The organism is Kaistella sp. PBT33-4 (assembly GCF_029194425.1).
Classification (GTDB): Bacteria; Bacteroidota; Bacteroidia; order Flavobacteriales; family Weeksellaceae; genus Marnyiella.
In genome coordinates this window covers 268,929-294,299 of the sequence record NZ_JARFYL010000003.1, presented here as the reverse complement: position 1 = coordinate 294,299, position 25,371 = coordinate 268,929, and the positions used below count along the sequence as shown (strand labels likewise).

Sequence of the window (25,371 nt, the reverse complement as noted above, 5' to 3'; positions counted from 1 at the left end):
TGTATTTTCTAGTTTTTCAAATCCTGCAGAAACTGCTCCAGGGAATTCAGGTCAGTAATCTGAACTTCACGCGCTTTAGCGCCATTAAATCCACCCACAACGCCGGCCGCTTCAAGCTGATCCATAATCCGGCCCGCGCGGTTATATCCGAGTTTCAGTTGCCTCTGCAGCATGGAAGTTGAGCCCTGCTGGGTGGAAACTACAATTCTGGCCGCCTCTTCAAACAGGGCGTCTTTTTCGTTAGGGTCAAAGGCAGCAGGCCCGCTTTGGCCATCTTCCGCCGGAACTTCCGGCAGCATGAAGGCTGATGCATAACCTTTTTGTGCACCTATATAATCTACAATTTTTTCTACTTCAGGAGTATCTACGAAAGCGCACTGCAGGCGCAGAATCTCGTTTCCGTTAAAATAAAGCATATCTCCTTTACCAATAAGCTGGTCTGCACCTGTAGCATCCAGAATTGTACGCGAATCGATGCTGGAAATTACGCGGAAGGCTGCCCGTGCCGGAAAATTGGCTTTGATCATCCCCGTAATTACATTTACAGACGGACGCTGCGTGGCTACAATAAGATGGATGCCCACGGCTCTGGCCAGCTGGGCCAGGCGCGCGATAGGATGTTCCACCTCTTTACCCGCGGTCATAATAAGATCGGCAAACTCATCCACTACCAGAACGATATAAGGCAGATAGCGGTGTCCGTTTTCCGGGTTTAGTTTACGTTCTTTAAACTTGCCGTTATACTCTTTGATTGTACGGCAGAAGGCATTTTTCAAAAGCTCATAACGTGTATCCATTTCTATGCACAGGGAATTAAGGGTATTGATCACCTTGTGCGTATCGGTAATAATCGCATCCTCAGAATCGGGCAGTTTTGCCAGATAGTGCCGTTCAATCTTCGAGTACAGCGTCAGTTCCACTTTCTTGGGATCCACCATTACGAATTTGAGTTCACTCGGGTGCTTTTTGTACAGTAGTGAGGTAAGGATCGCGTTAATACCTACAGATTTACCCTGACCTGTGGCACCGGCCATAAGAAGGTGGGGCATTTTTGCCAGGTCGGCCATGAAGATTTCATTGGATATCGTTTTACCGAATACCACCGGCAGGTCCATATCCGTATTCTGGAATTTCTGGGAAGCCAGTACGCTTCTCATGGAGACCATTGTGGGGTTTTTCCTGGGAACCTCTATACCTATGGTTCCCTTACCAGGCATGGGTGCAATAATCCGTATCCCCATGGCGGAAAGGTTAAGCGCTATATCATCCTGAAGTTTTTTGATGGCAGCAACACGTATACCCGCTTCAGGTACAATTTCATAGAGGGTAACGGTGGGTCCGATTGTAGCCTTTATTTCGGCAATGCCCACATTGAAATTTTTGAGCAGTCCTACAATCTTATTTTTATTTTCCTCAAGTTCTTCTTTATTGATGGAGATTTCCTCGGAGCCATAATCTTTAAGCAGATTGATGGTGGGCATCTGGAATTTAGCCAGGTCAAGAGTGTGATCATACAGCCCATGCTGTTTCACCAAATCTGCCGACCTTAGGTCGGTTTCATCTTCCGGCTCATCGGTCTCCCGTGCTACTTCCACTTTAAATTCAAAACTGTCCGGTTCCTGTTTAAAGGATGAGACCGGCGCCGAGGCGGTAACAGGAGTGCCGGGCGTGAGAGTCACAGTGTGGGTTGCCGCTTCGTCCAATTCCTCAAAAGAGGTGTTATTGGGCGTAGTTATGGTTTGAAGGCCGGTATTCACTTCTACTTCAGGAAAACCTTTCGGCAGCTCGGTTATTGTGCTGATGCGGCGGGGTTCTTCGTCATCTTCGGCTGAAGTTGTGGTGGGTGGTGCATCTCCATTCCCTGCCGACTCCTCCAATTGGGTATCCGCTTCAAAATCTTCAGATGAACTGGGCATCATGCCTTTTATTTTGCCAAGTGTTTTGTCGTTAATATCATTCAGTCTACTTTTTATGGCACTGGGACGCATATTGAATTCCAAGATAAAATACATGCCTATGCTGACGCCTATAACTGCCCAAAGTCCCACCATTCCTATTACTGAGATCAGAAAATCAACAACCTGGAAACCGTACACCCCGCTCAAGGTTCCGACTCCCTGCGTAACTGCGCCAAAGAAAATGGGCAGCCAGCAAATGAAGAACAGGGAATGACCGATGGTTTTCCAGGGTTTGAAATATTTTTTCTTCAGAATGAGCATGCCCACCACAAAGAAGAGAAAGGCCACGATAAATGCCGCCACACCAATACTGTCGAAAATAAATATTTTTCCAAACCAATCGCCCAGTTTTCCAAAAAGGTTTGAAGATTTTACACTGCGGTCCAGCATCGTTCCAGCCTGACTTTGATCCGCTTTCCAGTTCATCAGGTATGAAGCGAAGGACCCTGCCATTACAAGTGACAGTACCAATAATATAATTCCAAAAAATATTCGCGGTTTTGAAAGTATTCTGCTGTTTTCTGCCACGGCAGCTGTTGTGTTTTTTGTGTTCTTTTCCATAGGTCAGTGCCGGCAAATTTAGTAAAAAATAGGTATGATTTGCTGTCGCGGCGCTGCAAATGAAACTGTTTTTGCCGTCCTATGGTGAAGCACGAAACTTCACGCTCAGCATCAGACAGGATTTCAATATTAAATTAATGTTAACAACAAATTCAATTGATAAATATCAGCTATCGGATTGGCTTTTCTAATTTATTGCGTGTATTTTTGCTGATTGATGCACTAAAAAATATTATTTCAGTCTTTTAGCGCTGAAAATTTAACTGATTTACAATGAAAAAAATCCAGAACATCCTTATCAATACACGTACGATGGCAGTGCTGATGCTGGTGTACGCGGCTGCGATGGGATATGCCACCTTCCTTGAAAATGATTACGGAACACCTACCGCAAAAGCCCTTATCTATGAAGCCAAATGGTTTGAGCTTGTAATGTTTCTTCTCATCCTGAATTTCATTGGAAATATATCGCGCTACCGACTTTGGAAACGTGAAAAATGGCCGGTGCTGATCTTTCACCTTTCTTTTGTACTGCTCTTCATTGGCGGAGCCATCACCCGTTATATAAGTTATGAAGGAATCATGCATATCCGTGAGGGCGATACTTCGAATGAGATTGTAACTGATAAGCATTTCCTGAAGATTCAGATAGAAGACAAGGGAGATGTACTGCGTTATCAGGACATTCCCTATCTGATGTCTCCTCTTAATAAGAACCTGAAAGCTTCCTATAACTTCCACGACCAGAAAATATCTGTTAGGACCATTGACTTTGTACAGCGTAAGAAAGACAGCTTGGTGGCAGATCCCAATGGCCTGGAATACCTGCATTTTGTATCGGCAGGAGATAAAGGCAGGGTTAACTATTACCTGAAACCCGGCGAAAGTAAATCACTGGGCGGCACACTGGTTAGCTATAACCGGCCCATAGACGGCGCCATTGAATTTAAAAGCGAGAACGGAAAACTATTTATTAAAACACCTGTGGACGCAAACTATATGGTTATGGCTACGCAGGATAGTGGAAATGTAAAACAGAATGTTTACGAGCCGCTGGCACTTAGAAGTCTCTACACCATCAACGATATCCGTATAGTTGTACCGGAGGGCCTGAAAAAAGGCAAACTGATCGCTTTTGAAGGGGATAAGAAGAAGGATCAGTCACTACCCGATGCGCTGACAATGGAAGTGCAGGGACCCAAAACCAAACAGACCGTAGAATTGGTTGTGGAGCGGGGAAATCCAAATTTATTCAAACAGATCTCAATAGACGGGCTGAACATCATGCTGGGCTTCGGTCCGAAAGTGTATACAACACCTTTCGCACTGCGTCTGGAAGATTTTGTTATGGAAACGTACCCCGGAAGTTCTTCGCCAAGTGCTTACGAAAGCCACGTTACCATTATTGACGAAGGCAAGGAAACCCCTTACAAGATTTATATGAATAATGTACTCAACCATAAAGGGTACCGTTTTTTCCAGGCCAGTTTTGATGAGGACAGACAGGGTACAGTACTTTCCGTGAATCATGACTTCTGGGGAACTCTTATCACTTATATAGGTTATTTCTTCCTCTTCACGGCTATGTTTGTCATCTTCTTCTGGAAGGGAACCCATTTCTGGAAACTCAATAAAATGCTGAAGAACATTAACAAAACCCGCACAGCCAGTGCTGTGGCGCTCTTTATAATGCTGGGTCTTAATGCCCAGAAGATAGAAACGCACAGTACGAGCGATGGAAGCCGCGAGAGGGTACAGGTACAGCATTCGGCAGACGATGGCCACAACCATGCACCCGGGGAAAGCCATGCAGTGACAGCTCCAGCTCCGGAACAGCCTTCACAGAATTCTGTGGCACGCTCATTCAGCACGATGAAGATGATCAGTGCAGACGAAGCAATTGCCAAAACCCGCATCTCCCGCGAACATGCGGAGAAATTTGCCTATCTTCTTGTACAGAATTATGACGGCCGTATTGTACCTATGAGCACGCAGGCTACTGACGTGCTCAGGAAACTTTATAAAAAAGATAAATTTAAAGGAACGGGAGATAACTACCTGACGGCTGAACAGTGGTTTCTGTCTGTAAATACAGATACGCCAAGCTGGACCATGGTGCCGCTGATCAAAATAGGAAGCAAAGGTGGTGAAGAACTTAAAAGAAAGACAAAAGCCAACGATGACGGTTACGCCAGCCTGATGAGTCTGTTCCCATCTGACGCATCCGGAAATTTAAAGTATGTTCTTGAGGAAGACTATAACTTAGCTTTTCGGAAAAAACCAGCTGAGCAAAGTAATTATGATAAGGAGGTAATTGCCGTAAACGAACGCGTCCAGATTTTCAATGAATTCTTTAGCGGGCAGTTTATGAGAATAGTTCCTGTAAAGAATGATCCTAACTCTACCTGGCATTCCTGGCTGGACCAGAACTTCGAACCGGATATGGAAAGCCAGAAAGTAATGGGACCGTATTTTGCAGCGGTCGTAGCGGCACAGCAAAGCGGTAACTGGTCTCAGGCCGATGCAGAACTTAAGAAGTTAAGTGATTATCAGCAGAATTGGGGAAAAAATGTAGTTCCAGCCAAATCCAAGGTGGACCTGGAAGTCTTCATGACAAAAGTTGACATTAATTTCCGTCTGTTGATCTTTTATACTTTTATCGCGCTCATCCTTATAGTTCTGGGCTTTGTACACCTGTTCCGCCCAAGCCGAGTGCTGGATAAAATCATAAAAACAGTACTTATTATTGGTCTGATAGGTTGGGTACTTCAGTTACTGGGTCTTATGGGCAGATGGTATATTTCCGGGCACGCACCGTGGAGTAACGGATATGAAGCCATTGTATTTATTTCATGGGTTGGTATTACCTCCGGATTGGTTCTCTATAGGAATTCCAATGCACTTATCCCGGCAGCCGGATTTACGGTAGCCGTTATTATGATGGGCTTCGCACACGGTGGCTCTGCGCTGGACCCTCAGATCACACCTCTTGTTCCTGTACTTAAATCATACTGGCTTATTATACATGTGGCAATCATCACATCCAGTTATGGTTTTTTCGGCTTGTCCTTTGTAATAGCGATAATCTGCCTGATTTTTTACATTCTGGCCCGTAAGAAAGATTTCAAAGCACACAACGACCGAAGCCTGAAAGAACTAACTATAGTTTCAGAGATGTCTCTTACGATCGGACTGTATGCCCTTACGATAGGAACCTTTATGGGCGGCATTTGGGCCAATGAAAGCTGGGGAAGATACTGGAGCTGGGACCCTAAGGAAACGTGGGCCTTTATTTCGGTGATGGTTTATGCTTTTGTGCTGCACATGCGTTTGGTTCCTGGGCTCAGGAGCCGTTGGGCCTACCATGTAGCTACCATGTTTGCTATTTCAAGTATTGTGATGACCTATTTTGGAGTGAACTATTACCTGAGCGGTCTTCATTCCTATGCAGCGGGTGATCCGATTCCCGTGCCGGCCTGGGTGTATATAGGATCTGGAGGAATGCTGCTGCTGGCTCTGGTTTCCTATCTGAAATTCAGGACTTTTGATAAGTCAAAGAAATCATAAGATCATTTATAATTATAACAGAAGGACCTCAGACAGGTCCTTCTGTTTTTTTGGATGAATCCTGCAGACTCACAATCTGCGGTTCAATTATTTTAGTATGCGACAAAAAAGGCTGTCACACTCGCGTGCGGCAGCCCTGCTTTATGCTCTGTTTGCTGTTTTTCTAGGAAAAAGCATTGAATCCAGTAATGTCCAGACCCGTAATCAGCAGATGAACATCGTGTGTTCCTTCATACGTAATTACTGATTCCAGGTTGGCTGCGTGGCGCATCATCGGGAACTCACCCATTATTCCCATTCCTCCCAGAATCTGACGGCTTTCGCGTGCGATGTCAATAGCCATCTTCACATTGTTTCTTTTGGCCATTGATATTTGGGCAGGTGTTGCTTTATGCTCATTTTTCAAATTACCCAATTGGAGACAGAGAAGTTGTGCCTTGGTAATTTCAGTAAGGAATTCAGCCAGTTTCTTCTGCTGCAGCTGGAATCCGCCAATAGGTTTACCAAACTGCTTTCTCTCTTTGGAATACTGCAGTGCCGTGCAGTAACAGTCGATTGCCGCTCCGATAACCCCCCAGGAAATACCGTAACGGGCAGAATTGAGACAGGAAAGTGGTCCTTTCAAACCCATAACATTTGGCAGCAGGTTTTCTTTTGGCACCTTTACATCATTGAATACAAGCTCACCGGTTTTTGAGGCCCGTAAACTCCATTTATTGTGTGTTTCCGGTGTAGTAAAACCTTCAAAGCCCCTTTCAACAATAAGTCCCTGAACTTTTCCGTCTTCATTTTTAGCCCAAACCACTGCGAGGTCACAAAGTGGCGCGTTGGTAATCCACATTTTGGCACCGTTCAGCAAATAATGGTCACCGTTGTCTTTAAAATAGGTTTCCATGGAGCCCGGATCTGATCCGTGGTTAGGTTCTGTAAGTCCAAAAGCACCGATTAATTCTCCCTTGGCCAATCCGGGCAGGAATTTTTTCTTTTGCTCTTCGGAACCGAATTCATTAATCGGAAACATAACTAACGAACTCTGAACAGAAGCTGCGGAGCGTACCGCGGAGTCACCACGTTCCAGCTCCTGCATAATTATACCATAGGAAATCTGGTCCAGACCGGAACCGCCATATTCTTCCGGAATATAAGGCCCCAGTGCGCCAATGGCTCCCAATTCCTTCATCAGGTTGGGGATATCAGTATGGTTTTGTGCCGCATCATCAATTTTTGGCATTACGAAACTCTCCACCCAATCGCGAACCGACTGTCTTATCAGTTTATGCTCATCAGTGAGCATGCTGTCCATTAAGAAATAGTCCGGAATAGTGGTAAGCGGGTAGTATGACATAATTTTTTTTGATTTTGCTAAAATTAAGATTTTTCGTCTACGTGAGGAAATATTTCAGGTTGAATAATTTCTCTACGGCCTCGCCAAAGTTTTCGCCATTTTCAGGAATCCATTCAGCAGCTGTGCTAATTTTGTTTACTTTTATCAGATGCACCGTGCACCGGCATTTCTAAACACATGCTTATGAAAGGTATACTCATTACCTGTACAATCCTGGTGTCATTCACACTTAAATCCCAGAAAACCGGTACTGATCCCGAGGTTAATCTTCTTGTAAACTCAGTAAGCAGTGACTCCCTCAGATCATATGTAGAAAAACTTGTGCGTTTTGGTACACGCCATACCATGAGTTCCACATCCGATCCTGTAAAGGGTATTGGTGCTTCCAAATCCTGGGTGCTGTCCAAATTCAGGACCTATGCCGCAAATTCAGATGGACGTATGCATGTATATCTCCAAAATCAGGATGTGCGGCCGGACGGTAAACGCATCAGCAGAAGGACCAGTCTGGGGAATCCTGTGGCATTACTGAAAGGTACAGACCCATCCGACAAAAGAATCTTCGTTATTGGCGCACATCTGGACTCAAGAGCCTCGGATGTGATGGACTGGCAGACAGCGGCGCCCGGCGCCAATGATGACGGCAGTGGAGTAGCCGCAGTTATTGAGAGTGCCAGGATATATTTACCAGTGAAACATCGGCAACTATACCATTTTCCAAAGACAATTTCCTGTTTGCTGTTCAGAGCGTTTCTGAATCAGGCAATCTTAGCCTGCCGGTAATTCCGAAGGTTTCCAGATAAAAAAAATCCGTTCGGTGAGGAACGGATTCATTTCTGTATTCTGAATAATTATTCTGGAGCGTTCATGTCATATTTGTTGACTACCTTCTGCGATACTCCTGTATTGCTGAAGCCTCCGTCGTGGAAGAGGTTCTGCATCGTAACCATTTTTGTAAGGTCACTGAACATGGATACACAGTAGTTGGCACACTGTTCCGCTGATGCGTTGCCAAGCGGCGACATATCATCAGCATATCCAAAGAAGCCACCGAAACCTTTCACACCACTGCCGGCGGTAGTCATGGTAGGCGACTGTGAAATGGTATTTACCCGCACTTTTGCCTTTTCGCCCCAATAATAACCGAATGTTCTGGCGATACTTTCCAGATAGGCTTTGTTATCGGACATGTCATTATAGTCAGGGAAAGTTCTTTGCGCAGCGATATAGCTAAGGGCTAAAATGGAACCCCACTCGTTCATACAGTCTTTTTCCCAGGCCACGCGCATTACTTTGTGGAAGGAAACAGCGGAAATGTCCCAGCCTTTTTCCAGCCAGTCGTAGTTCATTTCCGTATAATGCTTGCCTTTTCTTACGTTCACGGACATACCAATGGAATGCAGAATAAAGTCGATCTTACCGAACTTTTCAACGGCTGCATCAAAGAGTTTTCCAAGGTCCTCTACTGAAGTTGCATCGGCACCAATTACTTCGGAACCGGTTTTTTCAGCAAGTTCGTTCAGCTCACCCATGCGCAGGGCTATAGGAGCGTTGGACAGAATAAATTCAGCACCTTCTTCATGACATTTTTCAGCAACCTTCCAGGCAATGGACTGGCTATTCAGTGCGCCGAAAATAATCCCCTTTTTTCCTTTTAATAATCCGTATGACATAATTTATTTTTTGAATAACAAAAGTAAGAAATTAATTGTTCGGGGCATAAAAAAGAGAGCCGAATTACTTCGACCCTCTGTTTAACTGATTATCTTGTTGTATCCCTCCAAGTATCTCTGGTAGTATCTGCAGCGTCATCGGCTGCATCTTTAGTGTCTTCCCAAGCCTCCTCTGTCCAGTCTTTTGTTTTCTCCCATGCGCTGGAAACTGCATCTTTAGTATCTTCCCAGGCATCCTGAACATTATCTTTGGCTCTCTCCATCCAGCCTTCAGCAGTAGCTTCCCTGTTGTTACGCTTTTGCTCGCGGATGTAGTCCTTAGCTCTGTCTGCATAATCATTTACGGTCCACTTTGCACTGTTTACTGCGTGTTCTGCTTTGTTGTAATCTTGATTGTCCATTTTTTGATTTTTTTAAATTAATAATTGTGATTTGGTAGTTCTGATACAACAATTAATATTCCGAATTTCGTTAATATTATGTTAAACCTATTTAACCTTAGCATTTCTTCATTTGCAGATTAAAATCATTTTGGGGGATCAGCATTTTAAATGGATATAATGCCTACATTTACCCTTACGGCCGAATTAATTTCTGCACGCCTGTTACTTAGTGAGTAAAAGAACAATATGGAGTTAAAAAGATGTCCCTGGTCTGAGAAGGATGAGCTTTACAGATCGTACCATGATGAGGAATGGGGAAAGCCGGTGTATGAAGACAATATTATTTTTGAGTTCCTGGTGCTCGAAAGTTTCCAGGCGGGACTTTCATGGTACACCATTCTGAAGAAGCGTGAAAATTTCCGTAAAGCTTTTGATGATTTTGATTATAGCAAAATCGCACTTTATGAAGAAACAAAAGTTGCCGCTCTCATGTCGGATGCCGGCATCGTACGTAACAGGCTAAAAATTCTGGCTACCGTCAATAATGCCCGGCGTTTTCTGGAAGTACAGCAGGAATTCGGAAGCTTTTCGGAATACATCTGGGATTTTGTAGACGGCACGCCGCTCATCAACAGGCCCGTTACAACGGGTGATGTGCCCGCTACGAGTGCCGTTTCAGATGCTCTTGCCAAAGATTTAATGAAACGTGGATTTAAGTTCTTAGGTTCCACAGTGATGTATGCACATATGCAGGCTACCGGAATGGTGGATGATCATCTGGTGGACTGTCATTGCAAAAAATAAGTTGCACCGTACCTTTTTATTGTTAGTTTTGTTGATATAACAAAAATATGAAGAGAATTTTACTGGGTTTCGTCCTTATCGGGACACAGTCGTCACTGTCTGCACAAGAAAGTGACAGGGAAATTTACTCGCGGGCCGTATTTACAATGAATGATGGATCTGAAAAACCGGTATTGTTCTATAGGTATACTTATCCCACGCAAAGCCTCTATACTTATATTGAAGGTTCGGATATTCATAATTTCGAATATAAGCTTGAAGCAGAAAGTAAAATACTGAAGATAAATGCTGAAGAAGTTAAGAAGGTGAGGTTCATGGATGAATACGAGGATGAAATACTGGGATTGGAGCGTTTGCAGCTGAAGGCGGTGAATATTAAAGGCGAAATTGTGGATAAGGCTTATGATTCCTGGCAGCCACTGCTGTATGACGGGAAAATAAAGATCTATGGCTCTACCTCATATAACTGTACCAACAATGCATGTTCCTATGCAAATACAAGAATTTACATCAGAAATGCTAAGGATGATTTTGCCATCATGCCTATAGATTATGATCGCCTGAACCTCTTCAATATGGGAAAAGTTGATGAAAAAATGGTTGAAGCCTTCCGAATGGTAGGTGGAGGCTGTGCCGACTTTAATATTTATCTGGACTCTTTACAAAATAAGCTTCGGGATCGCGAGTTTCGTAAACAGTACAGTCAGGAATGGCTGGCCATTTTTAGAAAGAGCATCAAGGAAGGCCGCGCAAGAAGGAAGGGGAAGGCCACAACAAATAACACCATTGCCGAAAATATGATGGAGTTTTATATGAAAATGTATACGGGAATCGTATTCGAGTATGAGAAAAACTGCAAGCATTAATTTAATTTAGAAAAATAACCAGATATCAGATAAAACATGAAGAAAATTTTACTCGTTAGTTCCATGCTTTTGGTTTCCTCCAACTTCTTTGCGCAATATGCGGACAAGAAGGATTATATTGCCGAGTTCGCCATGGAGGACGGAAGTACAGTACGCGGTCATTTTATAGCAGAAGTAACCCGCTCCACATCAATGGGAGGTTTTATTTTGAGCAACAGAATTGCTGCCTTTCAGTACGCCGACACGGAAACAAAAAAAAGGAACAGGCTGAATTCCCGTGATGTAAAGAGAATCGTTTATTACAACGGCGCAGATATCGCTAAAATTCAGGAAAAGATTCAGGTGAAGCAGGTTACCAATAACTTTAAACTAAGCGCTGAAACCGATGAAGAGTTTGAGTTCCTCCTGCGTGACGGCAAGATTCAGCTTTATGGTTCCAATGTCTTCCGGTGCGAAGGTATGTCTTGCTACTACACGCACAGTAACTTTTACCTAAAGAAAAGCGCTGATCCGTATGCTGTGCTCGCTGTAAAACCTAAAAGTCAGATCAGTTTCAAATTGGGTTCGTCCATTGAAAATACCGTTGATGCATTCAGAATGGTAGGAGGCAAGTGTGCTCCCTTCAATGACTACCTGGATTTCTTTGATAAGACAGTAATAAAAGAGCAGCAGCTGGATAAGAAACTTCAAAAGGACTATCAGGTGATATTCAAGGAAACGATGAAAGAATTGGCCGCCAGGAAACAAACCCGTAATCTGTTTGATGAAGTTGCAGCCAGGGTGCAGGCACGTCAGATGGAGGTGTTTCTCGGAATTTTAGGTGAATACGAAAAATCATGTCCCTAAATAGAAAGAGGATTTCAGTTTTGAAATCCTCTCTTTTTTATTTAATGATCCGTTCCAATACCCATTCTATCATATTTGCTTCCGATTTCTGGTGGTCAGCACTGAACTCTCCTCGGCGTCTGTTGGCAATAACACAGTTCACGGTGAGGGCTTTGTGTCCCAGAAGTTTTGCAAGTCCGTAAATTGCAGATGTTTCCATTTCAAAATTGCTTACTCCAAGTTCATTCAGGGTTTCCAGGAACTGATCGTCTAAGGCTTTAAGCCGGAGCTGCCTGCCCTGAGGCGCATAGAATCCCGGAAAAGTTGCGGTATTCCCGTGATATTTTGCATCGGCATAATAGCCCGAAATATCCTCTGCCCAGTCTGCGAAATAAAGCATCGGTTTTATCTGATCATAAGGGAATTTAGCCAGGAAATTCCGCGAAAATTCGTTTTCAAAGGAATAATCCTGATAGAAATGCAGCAAACCGTCCAGACCAACCACATTTTGGGTAACAAGCATATTGTCCACCTCAATGTCCGGATTTACGCTGCCGCAGGTTCCTAAACGGAAAAGCTCCAGTGACAGATGTTCACTGCGGAATTCTTTCGCCTTCAGGTCAATATTTACCAGGGCATCCAACTCGTTCATTACGATGTCTATGTTCTCCGTACCAATGCCGGTTGACATCACCGTGATCCGCTCGCCCCGCAGCGTTCCGGTATGGGTGTAGAACTCACGTTTGTTTTTCCTGACCTCAATGTTGTCGAAATACTTTGAAACTTTAGGCACTCTGTTCGGGTCTCCCACCAGGATCACCTTTGGCGCCAGATCTTTCGGCAAAAGATTCAGATGGTATACACTGCCGTCCTCATTAAGTACAAGTTCCGAAGCTGCAAGTTTATTGATCATGATTTTTCGTTTTAAATTAAAGAGATAACAGAAGATGTGATAGTTTCTGCATCAGCCGCCCACACGTTTTGTTTTATATCCCATGTCCTGCAGCATCTTCATAATTTTGTCACGGTTGTCGCCCTGGATCACTATGGTGCCGTCTTTTTCGGAGCCGCCAATACCCAAAGTGGTCTTAATTTTTTTTGATATTGTCTTAAGGTCCGAATCTGAACCTTCAAATCCCTCTATAACCGTCACCGGCTTTCCGTTGCGGCCTTTTTTTTCGAATTTGCAGAGCAAAGGCTCGCGCTGTACAAATTTCTCTTCAGGCATTGTAAAATCCTGTTCTACGTGTTCCGGAAAAAGATTTTTCAGTTGATCCCGTATGTCCATCTTTATTTATGTTTTTACGTCTGGAAGCAACAATTCGCTCCCGTTTCAATGTCAAATCTACATAAAATAAGTAGATTTGTAGGATATTAAAAATCAAATAATGTCAAAAAAAGCATTGTTAGCCATACTTGACGGCTGGGGTCTGGGCACAGATCCGGCAGTATCGGCATTGGCTCAGGCAAATACTCCTTTCATTGACCGCTGCCTGCGCGAATTTCCAAATACCACCCTTGAAGCCAGCGGAATCGCCGTGGGACTGCCTTTTGGTCAAATGGGCAACTCAGAAGTGGGACACATGAACCTGGGTGCGGGCCGGGTTGTTTATCAGAATCTGGTGCGCCTTAATATGGCCGTTGAAAATGCCACGCTGGGTAAGGAAAATGTGATAACTGAAGCATTCCAGTATGCCAATGATAATAATAAGAACGTTCATTTTATCGGACTCTGTTCAGACGGTGGGGTGCATTCTCATATCAACCATCTGAAAGGACTGCTTACTGCCGCATTTGAAAATGGAATCGCAGACAAGACCTTTGTCCACGCTTTTACAGACGGACGGGACTGTGATCCTTATTCAGGTGTTGGATTTATAGAAGAACTGCTGGCTCATATGAAGGTTACCGGCGGGCACCTGGCGTCGGTCACAGGCAGATATTACGCCATGGACCGCGACCGCAGATGGGAGCGTGTTAAACAGGCCTATGACGCACTGGTGAAAGGTGTGGGCATCCGGACGCGTGACGTACTGCAAACAATGAAAGAGTCCTACGCGGCGGGCATTACAGATGAATTTATGAAACCCATCATTTGCCTGAAGGAGAGCCATCTGCCGATGACTAAGATTGAGAATGGAGATGTGGTGATCTGCTTCAACTTCCGTACAGACCGTGGCAGGGAAATTACTGAAGCGCTGTCTCAGAAGGATTTCCCGGACTTTGGGATGCATAAACAGAACCTTTATTATGTAACCCTTACCAACTATGATAAGGATTTCAAGGATGTAAAGGTGGTGTTCAACGAAGAGGTACTTCAGGATACAATGGGCGAAGTGCTGGAAAAACACGGTAAAACACAGATCCGCGTGGCCGAGACCGAGAAATATCCGCATGTTACCTTTTTCTTCTCGGGTGGACGCGAAGAGCCGTTTGAAAATGAGAAACGAATCCTGTGTCCCAGCCCGAAGGATGTCCCTACTTATGATTTCAAACCCGAAATGTCGGCGTATGATATTGTGGAAAACATACTGCCGGAAATAAATGATACAACTGCCGATTTCATCTGTCTGAATTTTGCAAATGCGGATATGGTGGGTCATACAGGCGTTTTCGAAGCAGCCGTGAAAGCGGCGGAGACCGTAGACCGGTGCATTGAAAAAGTAGCGACGGCAGCCTACGAAAAGGGATATGCCGTTTTCATCCTGGCAGATCACGGTAATTCAGATTATATGATCAATCCGGATGGCTCGCCCAATACACAGCATTCTACCAACCTGGTACCCCTGATTGTAATGGATCCGGATAAAACATGGCAGCTAACCCCGGGAAAACTGGGCGATATAGCACCCACCATCCTGAAAGTGATGGGTATTCAGCCGCCGCCGGCAATGACGGGTGAAATCCTGGTGGAATAGTAATTGCTGAAATGACACGCTGGACTGGTCGCATATACTGAAAACGTCCGGAGCGAAACATGGTTTTTTGTACATAGTAAGCGCTATAATCAAAGGACTTATGCATAAAATAAGAGTATTTTGACCTATATTTGCACTCTATAAAAAAGTTAAGATGTACAACAAACTGGTAAGACTGGAGGTGATGAAGAATTTGGGTAAGGAGGTAGACGATTTTATTGCCTCGTACCTTACTCCTGTTGAAAAAATATGGCAGCCTACCGACTTTCTGCCGGACCCTTCTGCGGAAAGCTTCAGATATGATGTGGAAGAACTGCAGACTTACGCTCAGGAAATGGGCTATGACCTTTTCGTAACACTGATCGGCGACTGTATCACCGAAGAAGCACTTCCAAGTTATGAATCCTGGATTATGGGGATTGACGGCGTAGATCAGGAGCAGAAGAGTGGCTGGTCTCAGTGGGTAAGGAGCTGGACGGCCGAAGAGAACCGTCATGGAGATTTGCTGAACAAGTACCTTTACCTTTGTGGCCGTGTGAATATGCGTGAAGTGGAGATTACTACTCAATATTTAATTCAGGATGGATTTGATCTGGGAACCTCCATGGACCCATACAGAAACTTCGTCTATACGAGTTTTCAGGAAACTGCAACCAATATCTCCCACCGCAGGGTAGGATCACTGGCCAAGCAGTCCGGTAATACCAAACTTTCCAGGATGTGCGGCGTCATTGCTGCAGATGAGGCCCGGCATGCAAAAGCCTATAAGCATTTTGTAACCCGGATCTTTGAATTGGATCCTTCAGAAATGATGCTGGCCTTTGAAGATATGATGCGCAAAAAAATTGTGATGCCGGCGCATCTGATGCGTGAATCGGGTCAGAAAGCAGGTGAACTTTGGGAACATTTTTCAGATGCTGCGCAGCGTGCTATGGTGTACACCGGACAGGATTATATTAACATCCTTAGTGAACTGCTGAAGGACTGGAAAATTGAGCATATTGACGGCCTGAATGAACAGGCACAGAAAGCCCAGGAGTACCTGATGAAACTACCTGCCAGACTGCAGAGAATTACCGACAGACTGGCTACTCCCGACCAGGAGTATCAGTTTAAATGGGTAAAGAGCTGATGCAGGTCTGACTGTATATATGAGCTGGAGATTCTCCGGCTCTTTTTGTATCTTTGCGCACTTTAATATTGAATGTTTTAGAATGCTTAACAATAAAAAACTTGCAATAGATTTTGACGGCACCGTCGTAGATGATGCTTATCCCGGAATAGGAAAACCAAAAACTTTTGCTTTCGAAACGCTTAAAAAACTGCAGTCTGAAGGCTACCGACTGATCCTATGGACTTACAGGCACGGCAAATCTCTGGAGGAAGCCGTGGAGTTCTGCAAAAAGAACGGCGTGGAGTTCTACGCTGTGAATTCCAGCTTTGAGGGAGAGATTTATGACAGTGAGAATGCCTCACGTAAAATTGACGCAGACCTCTTTATAGACGACCGTAACCTGGGCGGATTTCCGGGTTGGGGCGAGATTTACAATATCATCAACCAGCGGATTGAATTCCGTGTGGACGGTGGTGAGGTGCTGGCCTATTCAAAAATAAAAAAAGACAAAAAAAAGGGACTTTTCTGGTAAGCTTATGATTCATCTGAAAACACTGCCCGAACTTAGATTGATGCGTGATAGCGCCCAACTGGTTTCTAAAACCCTCGGTTTGCTGGCAAAAGAAATACAACCCGGTGTAACGACCAATCATCTTGATAAACTGGGTGGGGAATATATACGTGACCATGGTGGTGAACCCGCTTTCCTGGGAATGTACGGCTTCCCTAAAAACCTGTGTATCTCGCCAAATGCTGAGGTCGTACACGGAATCCCTAACGATACGCCACTGAAGGAGGGCGATATCCTGTCCGTGGACTGTGGTGTCTATATGAACGGTTTCTACGGCGATCATGCCTATAGCTTTGAGGTAGGTGAGGTAGCTCCCGAAACCAAAAAACTCCTTGAAGTTACAAAGCAATCGCTGTACAAAGGCATTGAGCAGTGTGTTCGCGGTAAAAGAATAGGCGATATTTCCTATGCCATACAGCAGCACTGTGAGAAGCATGGTTACGGTGTGGTGCGTGAACTCGTAGGTCATGGACTCGGACGGAAGATGCATGAAGATCCCCAGGTGCCGAATTATGGCCGGAAAGGTAGCGGCAAGGTCATTAAGGACGGCATTGCGCTCGCCATTGAACCCATGGTGAATATGGGAACTGAAAAGGTGAAATTTCACGATGACGGCTGGACGGTTACTTCACTGGATATGTCGCCTTCAGCTCATTTCGAGCATGATGTATGTGTCATTGGCGGTAAACCTGTATTGCTTTCTACTTACAGATACATTTACGAGGCGCTGGGCATTGTAAGTGATGAAGAGGACCCTTTTACGCTGGATTTTTAATGAAGAAACTTTTTAAATTTCTTCTGAACCGAATTCCCCGGCCGGTGCTTATTAATTTAAGCATTTTTTTCCGCCCGTTCATTTATCTCTTTTTCAAAGGTTCCCGCTTTACCGATCCCATAGACGGAAGGTCCTACCGGAAGTTCCTGCCTTATGGCTACGGTACCCAGCGCGAAAATGCCCTGTCGCCGGGTACCCTGAGTCTGGAACGCCACCGTCAGATGTGGCTTTATCTACAGAATGAGACCGATTTTTTCAGCAAAAAATATAAAGTGCTTCACATTGCTCCCGAACAGGAATTTCTTAGAAGGTTCAGAAAAATGAAAAACCTGGACTATACTTCCGCAGACCTTTTTTCGCCGATTGTGGATGTGAAGGCCGATATTCTGGATTTGCCGTTTGATGATGAAAGCTTTGATGTGGTTTTCTGTAACCATGTGCTGGAACATATTCAGGACGACCGAAAGGCCATGAGTGAACTTTACCGTGTGCTGAAGAGGGGTGGCTGGGGAATACTGCAGGTACCGATGAAGAACTCGCTTCCGGAAACCTATGAGGATTTTTCGGTAACTGACCCTAAAGAAAGACAGAGGCTTTTCGGACAGTACGACCATGTACGCTGGTATGGGATGGACTATTTTGCCCGCCTGGAAAGCGTAGGTTTCCAGGTTGATGTTAATTTCTACTCCAGGACATTTTCAGAAGCCGAGCGTAAGAAATACGGACTTATGGAAAATGAAATCCTGCCCGTAGTATATAAAAAGTAGTCAATTGTTATCATTACCTTTGTAGTCGGGACATTCCGTTCCGGTTAATTTTTAATTTTTGTTTGAATGCATAAAGCAGGATTTGTAAATATTGTTGGCAAGCCTAATGCCGGAAAGTCTACGCTGCTCAATCAATTGATGGGCGAAAAGCTGGCCATTGTGACCCAGAAAGCGCAGACTACACGTCACCGGATATTTGGAATTTATAATGAAGAGGATCTTCAGATAGTATTTTCAGATACGCCCGGTGTACTGGATCCCAAATATGGTCTTCAGGAGAAGATGATGGATTTTGTGAAAGATTCCCTGCAGGATGCGGATGTTTTCCTCTTCATCGTGGATATTCTGGATAAATCGGAGCCCTTTGAATTTCTGGTAGAGAAACTCAATAAGATTCCTGTGCCGGTACTTATTCTCATCAATAAGATAGACCAGTCCAATCAGGAGGATCTGGAACGAATCATGGAGGAGTGGCATGAACGTATTCCCAAGGCGGAAATTCTGCCGATCTCCGCACTCAAGGCTTTCAACACCGATGTAATTCTGCCGAAACTTAAATCGATGTTGCCGGAAAATCCACCTTATTATGACAAGGACCAGTATACCGACAAGTCTGAACGCTTTTTCGTGAATGAAGCTATCCGCGAGAAAATCCTGTTGAACTACGAAAAGGAAATCCCATATTCGGTGGAGGTGGTTACTGAAATGTTTAAGGAGAAGGAAGGTATTATCTTCATTGATTCCATTATTTATGTGGAACGTGATACGCAGAAGGGCATCATTATCGGTCACAAAGGCGAAGCCATCAAAAAAGTGGGTACAGAGGCCAGGCTGGACCTGGAAAAGTTCTTCGGCAAGAAGATTCATCTTAATCTCTTCGTGAAAGTGAAGAAGGACTGGCGTAAGAACGACCGTGACCTGAAGAACTTTGGTTACCGCTAGGCGGGGTAAGGTTTAACGGGTTTTTTTCGTTACATTTGAACGTAAATTTATTTTATATGAATTATTTCGGTTCAGTAAAAGTAAACCCGCTTATTGCAGATATCGTACTTTTGGTGGTACGAATATTTATTGGTTTTGCCATGATTTCGCATGGTTTTCCTAAACTCATGCAGCTTACCTCCGGTGAGGAGGTTCAGTTTTTCAATTTTCTGGGCCTGGGCGAAAGGTTCTCACTGATCCTCGCTGTCATTGCGGAGTTTGTAGGTTCTATATTCATCATTCTGGGGCTCTTCAGCCGTCCTGCGGTTTTTCTCCTCATCATTACCATGGCCGTGGCAGGTCTTATTGTACACAGTTCCGATTCTTTTCCCAAGCGTGAAGCCAGCCTGATCTATCTCTCGGTTCACCTGATGCTTTTTGCTTTCGGCCCCGGTAGATATTCGATAGACAGTATGCTGGAAAAGCGCCGCGACAGTAGTTGGTAGCCCCAAGCTTATCTTTGAGTTTATAAGTGATTTTGCTTATATTGATGTTTATAAGCAAATGAATTTATATTTGTCCTCTTGTATAATTATGGTATCTTTGCACACATGAAAGCGGTTATCACCGGAGACATTATCAATTCTCAAAGTATCCCTTCCGAAACATGGCATCACGCACTGCGCGGTATTTTTGGGCCGGAAAACAGCGAAATTTGGGAAATCTACCGTGGTGATGAGTTCCAGCTTTTGCTGCCGCATGCCTCTGAATCCTTCAGCAAGGCCATTGAAATAAAATCCAGGATTAAATGCATTTCAGGATTGGATGTTCGTCTGTCTATCGGTATTGGTGACCAGGATTTCAAAGCGCCGAAAATTACACAGTCTACAGGAAGTGCCTTTGTGCATTCCGGACGTAACTTTGAGAAAATAAAAGCGGAGAAACTGACACTCAGCATCGCTTCAGACTTTCCCGATTTTGATGAAGTAATGAATATTACTTTCAAATGGATGAACACCAGCCTGGACAACTGGTCCTCTGTTTCGGCAGATATCGTTCAGATTTTCATAAAAGACAATAACCTGAACCAGGAGGAAGTTGCCCGCCAGCTTAATATATCCCAGTCTTCAGTAAGCCAGCGCCTGAAGCGCGCAAATTATGACCTTATAATGCAGACAGACAGGATTTTCCGCAAACGAATTTCGGAACTTAAGGCATGATTCTAACTAAACTCATACTGGCTCACCTCATCGGAGATTTTATTTTACAGCCTAACAAATGGGTTGCCCATAAAGAAGCAAAGAAAACCGCAAGTCCTTACCTCTATCTTCATACCCTGATCCATACAGCACTTTGCATGGTTTTCCTTTGGGATCTGGATCTCTGGTGGATCGCGGCACTTGTGGGTATAAGTCACTTCATCATTGATGCACTGAAACTCCACCTTCAAAAGACAAATAACAAAAAGACCTGGTTCATTACCGACCAGCTGTTGCACGCACTGGTAATCGCAGGTGTGGGATTCGCCACAGATCAGTTTGATTTGAAAGTCCTTCTAAGTCCTCAGACGCTGATATTCCTCACCGGTGCGGTATTTCTCACCACCCCCGTTTCTATCCTGATCAAGACGCTGCTCTCCGCCTGGACTCCCGTGGCAATAGAGCACAGCAAAGTACAGACGGAAAGTCTTACACACGCCGGAAAATATATAGGTATACTGGAGCGTTTATTGGTTTTCACCTTCATTATCGTAAATCACTGGGAAGGTGTAGGTTTTATGATTGCCGCCAAATCTGTGTTCCGCTTCAGTGATCTGGCGGAAGCCAAACAGCGTAAGCTCACCGAATATGTATTGGTAGGAACCCTGCTCAGTTTTGGTATTGCAGTTATGACCGGTATTCTGGTGCGAATGTAAAAAGAAAGATAAGTTGAATTAATAAAGAGTAAAAGAAAGATGACAAAAGGAGCAATGTTATACGAAGGAAAAGCCAAGCAGGTTTTTGCCACCGACCATCCGGAACAGGTAGTCGTGAGGTTTAAGGACGATGCTACAGCTTTTAATGCCCAGAAACGCGGAAATGTGGACCTGAAGGGCGAAATGAACAATGCCATTACAACCCTGATCTTTGAATATCTGAATGAAAAAGGGATTAAAACCCACTTCATAAAGAAACTGGATGAGCGCGAGCAACTTGTCGTGAAGGTTGATATTATTCCGCTGGAAATGGTGGTCAGAAACTATTCTGCGGGAAGCATGGCGCAGCGCCTGGGTGTGGAAGAAGGCATCAAGTCTCCGGTAACCATATTTGATATCTGCTATAAGAAAGATGAGTTGGGAGATCCGCTGATCAATGACCACCACGCTGTATTCCTGGGAGCGGCCACTTATGAGGAGCTTAAGGATATGTACAGTCTTACGGCACGCATCAATGAAATCCTTAAAGAACTTTTTGACAAAATGAACATCATTTTGGTAGACTTCAAGATTGAACTTGGGAAAACCTCCGACGGAACCATTATCCTGGCTGACGAAATTTCACCTGATACCTGCAGGCTGTGGGATAAGGACACCATGAAGAAACTGGACAAAGACCGTTTCCGCCGCGATTTGGGCGAAGTGACCGAAGCGTACGTAGAAATTTATGAACGACTGAAAAAAGTGCTGGATAAATAATCCGGCTTATAAAAATGACACAATTACAACAGTTTAAGGAAGATTACTTAGCGCAGTTTAAGGAAAGGACCTATGGCAGGAACCTTTTTAAGGCCGAAGATCCTTTTGATGCGCCATCAGAAGAGTGCGGCATTTTCGGCATCTATTCCGATACCGATCTCGATACTTTTTCCCTGTCGCAGTTCGGGCTTTTTGCCCTGCAGCACAGAGGACAGGAGGCCTGCGGTATCTCTGTAATGAAGGACGGGAAGATCGTAAACATCAAGGACGAAGGTCTTGTACTGGATGTGTACAAAGAAATCCGCGATCCGGAAATGTTTATGGGCAATGCGGCAATCGGTCATAACCGATATACAACAGCCGGCGACAAGAAAAAATACAATTACCAGCCGTTTTTCGCCAAGAATGAATACGACCAGATTGTACTGTCGATTGCTCATAACGGAAACCTTACCAATGCGATTACCCTCAAGAAGGAACTGGAGGCGGAAGGGGTGGTTTTCCGTGCTACATCGGATTCAGAAGTTATTTTGAGGCTTATTCAGAAGAACCTGGACTTGGGCCTTCGTGGAGCCATTAAGGCCACCATGGAAAAGATAGAAGGTGCCTACTCTGTAGTCGGGATGACACGTAATAAATTCTTCGCTTTCCGCGATTTCAATGGGATCCGTCCCCTGGTTTTGGGTGCGATAGACGAAAAAACTTTCGTGGCGGCCTCAGAATCAGTGGCTCTTGATGCTGTAGGTGCACAGTATGTACGCGATATCCTGCCAGGTGAGATTGTTTACACCAGCGAAAACGAAACCGGTTTGAAATCCTTTCTTGTGAAGGAAAACTGCGAGAACAGGATTTGTGCCTTTGAATATATTTATTTTGCCAGACCCGACTCCCTGCTGGAGAACATCAATGTTCATGAAATCCGTGAACGCTCCGGTGAGAAAATATGGGAGCAGGCACCTGTAGAGGCAGATATCGTTATTGGAGTGCCGGACTCCGGTGTACCGGCAGCTATTGGTTTTTCCAAAGCGTCCGGAATACCTTTCCGTCCTGTACTGATTAAGAACAGATATATTGGCCGCAGCTTTATTGTGCCTACACAGGAAATGCGCGAAAGGATCGTAAACCTGAAACTGAATCCGATCATTTCTGAAATCATGGGCAAGAGGGTAGTGATCATTGACGATTCCATCGTACGGGGCACTACTTCCAAGCGTCTGGTAAAGATTATGAAAGATGCCGGTGTAAAGGAAATCCACTTCAGAAGTGTTTCGCCACCGATTATTGCGCCCTGTTATCTGGGAATCGATACACCTTCTAAGGACGATCTTATTTCGGCGAACATGACTAAGGACGAATTGCGTGATTATCTGGGTGTGGATTCACTGGAGTTCCTGAGTATGGAAAATCTGAAAATACTTTTAGGCAGTACTAATCACTGTTTTGGCTGCTTTACAGAAGTATATCCCGTGCCGCCCGGACCAAGTTCCGATTACACTGACGAATAAAAAAAAGGTTGAGAATTTTCTCAACCTTTCTTTTTTTATGTGGTGTGCTTAGAATTTATAAGCTAAACCAGCCTGGAATACGTTGTTCTTAACAGCGTCACCTGAGTTCTGGCCATCTTTGTAGATGTCTGTAAAACCGGCTACATATCTTGCAGTAATTCCGATGTTTGGCGTAAAGAAGTAACCAGCTCCGATACCAGCTCCAAAGTTAAATCCGTTCAGACTGTCCTTATAGTTATCAGATTCTGCTAAAGTCTCACCAGTAGTTTCGTTCTTGGCTTTATCTTTTGCTGATACCAAAAGTCCGAATTCAGGTCCTGCTTCCAAGTAAAAAGACGGTGTAACGTTGTACTGCAGCATCACTGGAAGTGCTACATAATCAAGATGCGTAGCTCCTGAATATCTCATTTCATCACTTACTGGTGTTGAGGGAACCGTATAATCGTACTTCTCACCATACTGTGTATAGATAAGTTCCGGCTGGATAGAAAAATCAGCTGAAATTGGCGCATTCATAAAAAGACCTGCGTTAAATCCAATTTTTGATCCCTGATCGCTTAAGTTTGCATCTTTAGATAATGAAGATACGTTCATACCTGCTTTAACACCAAACTGCTGTGCAAATGTAAGTGTACTCACTGCTACGGCTGCACTTAAAAATAACTTTTTCATAACTTTTAATTTTAATTGTCTTAATTTTTCTTAATTTTTTGCCAAATTTATAATGGTGTTTGTTTCTGTTTGGGTTCACGTTATACAATTAACGCCATTTCTTATACAATTATCACAAACACCCATTATAACTGGACTTGTTGTTAGTTGTTCACGGTAACCAAGTACACAAACCGTGTGCCAAAACCGAAACAGTAACTGTTAAATTAAACAATAGTTTAAAAATTATAAAATATAAGTGCTTACAAATCAGGATATTACGCTCGATGCGCGCGCCGTATTTTTATAATATCACTCGGTTGTAAAATCTTATAAAATGGAGAAAAATCAGGACAAATTTTGATAATAATGCAACGCATTGTAAATATTTTCCTCACTAACATTGTGGTTAAATCCGCAGGCTCCGATTCCAGTGAGCAGGGAAAAATTAATCTGCCCGCTGGAGTTCTTCTTATCAGATTTCATCAGCTCCGGCAGCGTTTGTAAGGCAGACTGCTCAATCTCAATTTGCGGGAAGAACTTTTGTATATTACGGATGACGCTTTCGGCCTCATCGTGGGTAATCAATCCCTCAAGGGCCGAGAGGTAAGTTTCGCATATCATTCCCATCGCTACCGCTTCACCGTGGAGAATGGGTTTTCCGCCGGCAAGAAAACAGCTTTCCACCGCGTGACCTATCGTATGTCCGAAATTCAGGGTTTTTCTGATGTTTTTCTCGTGAAAATCGGCTTTTACGACCTCTCTCTTGATTTCATACGACCGTTTGATGTGGGGAAGGAGCATATCTGCGTTTAATTCTGGTAAAGAAGTCAAGTTACTCCAATGATGCCTGTCGGCAATAAGACCGTGTTTCAGCATCTCAGCAAATCCGCTTCTCAGCTGTTCGAAGGGTAAGGTCCTCAGGAAATCCGGGTTAATCAGTGTAAGTTTTGGTTCCGCGAAAGTCCCGATGATGTTTTTGATGAATCCGTGGTCTATGCCGGTCTTGCCTCCAATTGACGCGTCGCACATGCCAAGGAGGGTAGTGGGAATGTTGATGAAAGGGATCCCGCGTTTGTAGGTGGAAGCTATAAAGCCACCCAGATCTGTGATGACGCCGCCGCCCAGATTGATCAATACGGCATTCCGGTCGGCTTCAAATTCTGCCAGGATCTCCCAAAGCTGCGCTGCGGTGTTCAGTGTCTTCATTTCTTCGCCGGGTTCTATCTCCAGGATTTCGTAAGGAACTGAGGTTTCCAGACTACCCAGCAGGGTGGGCAGGCAGTACTCATGCGTATTTTCATCAACCAAAATAAATAGTTTAGAGGGCTGCAGTTCCTGGAGTGTAGAGTTGAGTTGTGAGAAGTCAGTATCAGCGAAGGTGAACATGTTTTTTTGGCAAATTTAGGGATTAGAGTCTAGATGTGAGATGTTAGATTTCAGATGTTAGATATCAGATGTTAGATATCAGATGTCAGATGTCAGATTTCAGA

24 protein-coding genes are annotated in these 25,371 nt (G+C 44.3%); 16 read left to right on the top strand and 8 right to left on the bottom strand.

Going from position 1 to position 25,371, the window contains the following annotated elements; all coding sequences use genetic code 11:
* Positions 1-8 precede the first annotated feature (8 nt).
* Positions 9-2,519 (bottom strand): DNA translocase FtsK, encoded by a 2,511-nt coding sequence (locus tag P0M11_RS07395; protein WP_275625103.1) that lies wholly within the window; start codon positions 2,517-2,519, stop codon positions 9-11.
* A gap of 273 nt (positions 2,520-2,792) precedes the next feature.
* Here P0M11_RS07395 and ccsA point away from each other — a divergent pair, with 273 nt between their 5' ends.
* Positions 2,793-6,086, top strand: a complete 3,294-nt coding sequence (gene ccsA / locus P0M11_RS07390) for a cytochrome c biogenesis protein CcsA (RefSeq protein ID WP_275625102.1) — start codon at positions 2,793-2,795, stop codon at positions 6,084-6,086.
* A gap of 163 nt (positions 6,087-6,249) precedes the next feature.
* Here the strand turns inward: ccsA and P0M11_RS07385 are convergent, their stop codons facing one another.
* A complete protein-coding gene (locus tag P0M11_RS07385; protein WP_275625101.1) occupies positions 6,250-7,431 on the bottom strand; it encodes an acyl-CoA dehydrogenase family protein in 1,182 nt (393 codons plus the stop codon).
* Between the two features lie 183 nt (positions 7,432-7,614).
* On the opposite strand from P0M11_RS07385, the gene P0M11_RS07380 reads away from it, so the two are divergent.
* Positions 7,615-8,214, top strand: coding sequence for a M28 family peptidase (locus tag P0M11_RS07380; RefSeq protein ID WP_275625100.1), 600 nt, complete (start codon positions 7,615-7,617; stop codon positions 8,212-8,214).
* Positions 8,215-8,282: 68 nt separating this feature from the next.
* Here P0M11_RS07380 and P0M11_RS07375 read toward each other — a convergent pair whose 3' ends face one another.
* Both P0M11_RS07375 and P0M11_RS07370 read right to left on the bottom strand, forming a co-directional pair.
* Positions 8,283-9,104: an SDR family oxidoreductase gene (locus P0M11_RS07375; RefSeq protein WP_275625099.1), complete on the bottom strand. Its 822-nt coding sequence runs from the start codon at positions 9,102-9,104 to the stop codon at positions 8,283-8,285.
* Positions 9,105-9,193: 89 nt separating this feature from the next.
* On the bottom strand, positions 9,194-9,505 hold the full coding sequence (locus P0M11_RS07370; RefSeq protein WP_158063613.1) for a hypothetical protein: 312 nt from the start codon (positions 9,503-9,505) through the stop codon (positions 9,194-9,196).
* A 228-nt stretch (positions 9,506-9,733) separates the two neighbouring features.
* Here P0M11_RS07370 and P0M11_RS07365 point away from each other — a divergent pair, with 228 nt between their 5' ends.
* The 3 genes from P0M11_RS07365 to P0M11_RS07355 are packed head-to-tail and all read left to right on the top strand — an operon-like array spanning position 9,734 to position 12,003.
* Positions 9,734-10,291, top strand: a complete 558-nt coding sequence (locus P0M11_RS07365; protein ID WP_275625098.1) for a DNA-3-methyladenine glycosylase I — start codon at positions 9,734-9,736, stop codon at positions 10,289-10,291.
* Positions 10,292-10,338: 47 nt separating this feature from the next.
* A complete protein-coding gene (locus P0M11_RS07360) occupies positions 10,339-11,157 on the top strand; it encodes a hypothetical protein (protein WP_275625097.1) in 819 nt (272 codons plus the stop codon).
* Between the two features lie 36 nt (positions 11,158-11,193).
* Positions 11,194-12,003, top strand: a complete 810-nt coding sequence (locus tag P0M11_RS07355; RefSeq protein ID WP_275625096.1) for a hypothetical protein — start codon at positions 11,194-11,196, stop codon at positions 12,001-12,003.
* Between the two features lie 37 nt (positions 12,004-12,040).
* Here the strand turns inward: P0M11_RS07355 and P0M11_RS07350 are convergent, their stop codons facing one another.
* On the bottom strand, positions 12,041-12,895 hold the full coding sequence (locus P0M11_RS07350) for a nucleoside phosphorylase (RefSeq protein ID WP_275625095.1): 855 nt from the start codon (positions 12,893-12,895) through the stop codon (positions 12,041-12,043).
* A 51-nt stretch (positions 12,896-12,946) separates the two neighbouring features.
* Positions 12,947-13,270: a translation initiation factor gene (locus P0M11_RS07345; protein WP_158063618.1), complete on the bottom strand. Its 324-nt coding sequence runs from the start codon at positions 13,268-13,270 to the stop codon at positions 12,947-12,949.
* Positions 13,271-13,370: 100 nt separating this feature from the next.
* On the opposite strand from P0M11_RS07345, the gene gpmI reads away from it, so the two are divergent.
* From gpmI to purF, 11 genes are all read left to right on the top strand, one after another.
* On the top strand, positions 13,371-14,900 hold the full coding sequence (gene gpmI, locus P0M11_RS07340) for a 2,3-bisphosphoglycerate-independent phosphoglycerate mutase (RefSeq protein ID WP_275625094.1): 1,530 nt from the start codon (positions 13,371-13,373) through the stop codon (positions 14,898-14,900).
* 154 nt (positions 14,901-15,054) lie between these two features.
* Positions 15,055-16,032 carry an acyl-ACP desaturase gene (locus tag P0M11_RS07335; RefSeq protein WP_275625093.1) on the top strand — a complete coding sequence of 326 codons (978 nt, stop codon included), beginning with the start codon at positions 15,055-15,057 and terminating at the stop codon, positions 16,030-16,032.
* A gap of 82 nt (positions 16,033-16,114) precedes the next feature.
* Positions 16,115-16,546, top strand: coding sequence for a hypothetical protein (locus P0M11_RS07330; protein WP_158063621.1), 432 nt, complete (start codon positions 16,115-16,117; stop codon positions 16,544-16,546).
* Between the two features lie 4 nt (positions 16,547-16,550).
* Complete coding sequence (gene map / locus P0M11_RS07325) at positions 16,551-17,360, top strand: type I methionyl aminopeptidase (RefSeq protein WP_158063622.1); 810 nt, start codon at positions 16,551-16,553, stop codon at positions 17,358-17,360.
* Entirely contained in the window at positions 17,360-18,127 is a 768-nt protein-coding gene (locus tag P0M11_RS07320; protein WP_275625092.1) for a class I SAM-dependent methyltransferase, read from the top strand. Before map ends, P0M11_RS07320 begins: the two co-directional genes overlap by 1 nt.
* Before the next feature lie 66 nt (positions 18,128-18,193).
* Positions 18,194-19,069, top strand: coding sequence for a GTPase Era (gene era, locus P0M11_RS07315; RefSeq protein WP_158063624.1), 876 nt, complete (start codon positions 18,194-18,196; stop codon positions 19,067-19,069).
* Between the two features lie 56 nt (positions 19,070-19,125).
* Positions 19,126-19,554, top strand: coding sequence for a DoxX family protein (locus tag P0M11_RS07310; RefSeq protein WP_275625091.1), 429 nt, complete (start codon positions 19,126-19,128; stop codon positions 19,552-19,554).
* A 105-nt stretch (positions 19,555-19,659) separates the two neighbouring features.
* Positions 19,660-20,268 carry a SatD family protein gene (locus P0M11_RS07305; RefSeq protein WP_275625090.1) on the top strand — a complete coding sequence of 203 codons (609 nt, stop codon included), beginning with the start codon at positions 19,660-19,662 and terminating at the stop codon, positions 20,266-20,268.
* Complete coding sequence (locus P0M11_RS07300) at positions 20,265-20,963, top strand: DUF3307 domain-containing protein (protein ID WP_275625089.1); 699 nt, start codon at positions 20,265-20,267, stop codon at positions 20,961-20,963. Before P0M11_RS07305 ends, P0M11_RS07300 begins: the two co-directional genes overlap by 4 nt.
* A gap of 39 nt (positions 20,964-21,002) precedes the next feature.
* Positions 21,003-21,722, top strand: a complete 720-nt coding sequence (gene purC / locus P0M11_RS07295) for a phosphoribosylaminoimidazolesuccinocarboxamide synthase (protein ID WP_275625088.1) — start codon at positions 21,003-21,005, stop codon at positions 21,720-21,722.
* Between the two features lie 14 nt (positions 21,723-21,736).
* Positions 21,737-23,227 (top strand): amidophosphoribosyltransferase, encoded by a 1,491-nt coding sequence (purF, locus tag P0M11_RS07290; protein WP_275625087.1) that lies wholly within the window; start codon positions 21,737-21,739, stop codon positions 23,225-23,227.
* Positions 23,228-23,275: 48 nt separating this feature from the next.
* On the opposite strand, the gene P0M11_RS07285 is transcribed toward purF, so the two are convergent.
* Positions 23,276-23,899: a porin family protein gene (locus P0M11_RS07285; RefSeq protein WP_158063630.1), complete on the bottom strand. Its 624-nt coding sequence runs from the start codon at positions 23,897-23,899 to the stop codon at positions 23,276-23,278.
* A gap of 327 nt (positions 23,900-24,226) precedes the next feature.
* A complete protein-coding gene (gene aroB / locus P0M11_RS07280) occupies positions 24,227-25,267 on the bottom strand; it encodes a 3-dehydroquinate synthase (RefSeq protein ID WP_275625086.1) in 1,041 nt (346 codons plus the stop codon).
* Positions 25,268-25,371: the final 104 nt, after the last annotated feature.